2 protein-coding genes and 1 pseudogene are annotated in these 3,001 nt (G+C 29.9%); all 3 read right to left on the bottom strand.

Annotated elements, in window-relative coordinates; all coding sequences use genetic code 11:
* Positions 1–346, bottom strand: a pseudogene (locus WS44_RS08880) (hypothetical protein); the annotation flags it as partial.
* Between the two features lie 1,275 nt (positions 347–1,621).
* On the bottom strand, positions 1,622–1,852 hold the full coding sequence (locus WS44_RS08875; RefSeq protein WP_046434056.1) for a hypothetical protein: 231 nt from the start codon (positions 1,850–1,852) through the stop codon (positions 1,622–1,624).
* 175 nt (positions 1,853–2,027) lie between these two features.
* Entirely contained in the window at positions 2,028–2,807 is a 780-nt protein-coding gene (locus WS44_RS10170; RefSeq protein ID WP_288145732.1) for a DUF4393 domain-containing protein, read from the bottom strand.
* Between the last annotated feature and the right edge of the window lie 194 nt (positions 2,808–3,001).

Raw genomic sequence — 3,001 nt, 5'->3', positions numbered from 1 at the left:
TTTTTTGAGAAATTCTATTAAAAATCTCCCATGCCAATTGCCCCATAGTTTTTCCATAATTTTTTCCTTCTACTACAGAAGCCCCTGCACCCAATAGTAATACTATATGATCATAAGAAGTATTCCTAGACTTGCCCAAAAAGTCATTTACTTTTCCCTTTAAAAACTCGTAGAATTCTCTTTTATAGTCTCTAGTTTTCTCATCTTTAGTATTATTGGCATCATTATCAATATACTTTTCACAAAATTCTTTGAAAGTCTCATTACTTGGTTGTAAAGATCTATCGGTTAACTGCAAATAATAAGGAAGATTTTGAGCATCCCTATAATAATTAATATTATTCATTACTTATTCTCCGAAACTATATTACTTATTTTTATGATGCTCACAATCTTTAGCATCAAATATCCATATCAAACAAAAAACTCCAATAACCTCTGAATGGAGATTATTGGAGCTGCATTTTAACAAACACCCAAATTATAGCAATATTACATATTTCATAGCAATATTTAAATAGCTGTATAATTTTCACTGTTGATGACTTATCTCTTTGATAAGCTGTTAATAGTACCTATAACCAGTATTATTATGAAAAACGCCATTTTGGCTAAAAAAGCTATCGTTTACTCGCATCAATTATTGATAAGCTTTTACATTTAAATAACAAATTCTTCCTATATATGAATATAAATAAGTTATGCCATTAAAATTTATAACACTTCCACGTATTTATCAGCATAATAGCAGCACTTTGTATTTAATTTAGCATCGGTTTTAAATAACATAATTCATAATCAATTTAAAGTATGAATCTTTATAGACATTTGCTACAATACATCTTGTAGCAATGAAGTACCTATTCTATAGAAACAGGTGATGCTTATGAAAAGCGTGACAAGTCTACAGAAAGGAAATACTTCGAAAAGATGTTGCAATTAATATACGTATTAACTATTGTATTTGCAGCTTTAGTCTACTTGATGTGGCAGTTGAATCGGCTCATTAAAGAATTGAGAAAAACAATTGACGCATTAACAGATCTAATCAAATCTGCAAACAAGTTAAAAAAGCAACTGAAGAAATTTTTAAAGCGTAAAAAATAAAAGTTTACTATTGACCGCCAAGAAAATAGTAAACTTCCAAATAATGTGAAATACTCCATTGTTACAAAATGGTATTAGAGACATACAGTATGTATGTCTCTTTTTTCATGAAGTATTATATCATAATGCGTAAATTTTTATTCATTTTGAATAAGTTCTTATCGTCTTCAAAGATATTAAATCTAATCTTCGCTAATCCTATCAAGAATAAAACGACGATAATAATTCCAAATATTACCATCAGGAATGCCATAAGTATGAAGAATGTAAATATGAGCTAACCCTTTTTATATGTTAACTAATCTCGAGTATCAACAAGGCTAGAATTTTTCATTAGCGCTCAATCTTGACTATCCTCTTTTGCTCTAACTTCCTATAAAAACGAGAAAAGCATCACACACATAAGTGCATGATGCTTAAAACCTGAATCAACTTAGCACGAAACCTTGTTGACCAACGTCATTAGCGCTGATTCCTTATATCTTTATTATACATAATTTCTGCCGTCAGCTTCCTACAGATCTGGTAGCGTTACTATGGGATGCAGCGTGAAGTTATTCTGCTTCATAGCATTTGGCACATCTTGAGGCGAAGTATTACTCCACACAATAGCGTTACGTAATACCGTATCTTTCATTTTCGCTTGTATTTCATCAAGAGTATCCTTATTAGCCTTGGCATATTCGACTAAAGCTAATTGATAAAGAGCAATGAGCTGTGCTACGTATGCATTAGTATGCTTCATAAATGATAAATTATTGGCATCTTCCAGTATGAATCGGCAATATTTGCTTTAGCAAATTCTTTCTTAAAATCTTTAAAAGATCTATATTTAATACAAGAACAGTATTTGCCTTACTCCTATCATAAAAAGCATCCGTCAAAGAACACTTTGAATAAAATAATTTTAAGTAATATAATTATTTCATTTTATTACCTGTTACACAAGAAATAAAATGTTTTCCAAATGTAGTAGTTCTCAGGCATCCCTTTCTAAGTTGAACTTCTTCATTCTCCTTTAAATTTGACATAGGATATTTAGCTTTTAAAGTATTTTCCATAATTTTGTAATTGGTTTGATAAGCATCAGCTAAAAACCACTCATTTCTAGTTACTGATATTATTTTTAATGCATCTAGTGTATCTACTGAATCTGGCATACTAAATACTGCACTATCAATGGTAGACATCCAAAGATCAGAAATTGGTTTTGAACTTCCATCTTTTTTATACATTACTATCAAATCTCCACATACCATTTGAAAATTTGGTTGCTTAGCAATTATATTTATCAACTGAGCATCTTCAGGGCCTAATTCAGCTAATGCTGTTGAAAATCTTGGTGTAATAAATTTATTAACTCTATTATCTATGGTAGAAGCTATAAGATTGGCAAAAGCTTCTTGCAATTCTTCTTCATTTATTTGATATTTAGAATCTTCCAATGCTTTAAATACTAGATTTAATTTACTAGCATCTCTATTTTCGACTGGGATATCATCTGTCTTTTGTTTTATCTTGTCACTATACTCCTTTAGCTTTTGTTCAGTATATATACCTAATTTATGTAATGGGAAAAATATAAGATCGCACAAACCTCCCACTGCTGTTCCAATCGACTTAGCAGCCGGATTTAATAAAGCTTCTAAAGTAGACTCTGGTAAAACATCTTTTAAATCATGTAATGGTCCTAAATCCAAAGTTATCCCTCACTTTCACATTTAATTATTCATTATCAATTTTATTTACACTAATAATTATAATCTGAGACTTAAAGGTGTTATAAGGTAATTGAAAATTATTTTTGAACTATATACTATCTCATTTGTAAGCGTCATATAACCGAGTATCTTTTTTAGTCCGTATTTTTCAGGTATTCTAATCTCATCAATTT

Source organism: Lactobacillus sp. N54.MGS-719 (assembly GCF_000980505.1).
In the GTDB taxonomy this organism is placed as follows: domain Bacteria; phylum Bacillota; class Bacilli; order Lactobacillales; family Lactobacillaceae; genus Lactobacillus; species Lactobacillus amylovorus.
This window is presented reverse-complemented; position numbering and strand designations above follow the sequence as displayed.

Bases quoted from the DNA above. Each gene is read 5' to 3' on its own strand.
- WS44_RS08875 (WP_046434056.1), bottom strand. From the start codon at position 1,852: ATGAAGCATACTAATGCATACGTAGCACAGCTCATTGCTCTTTATCAA.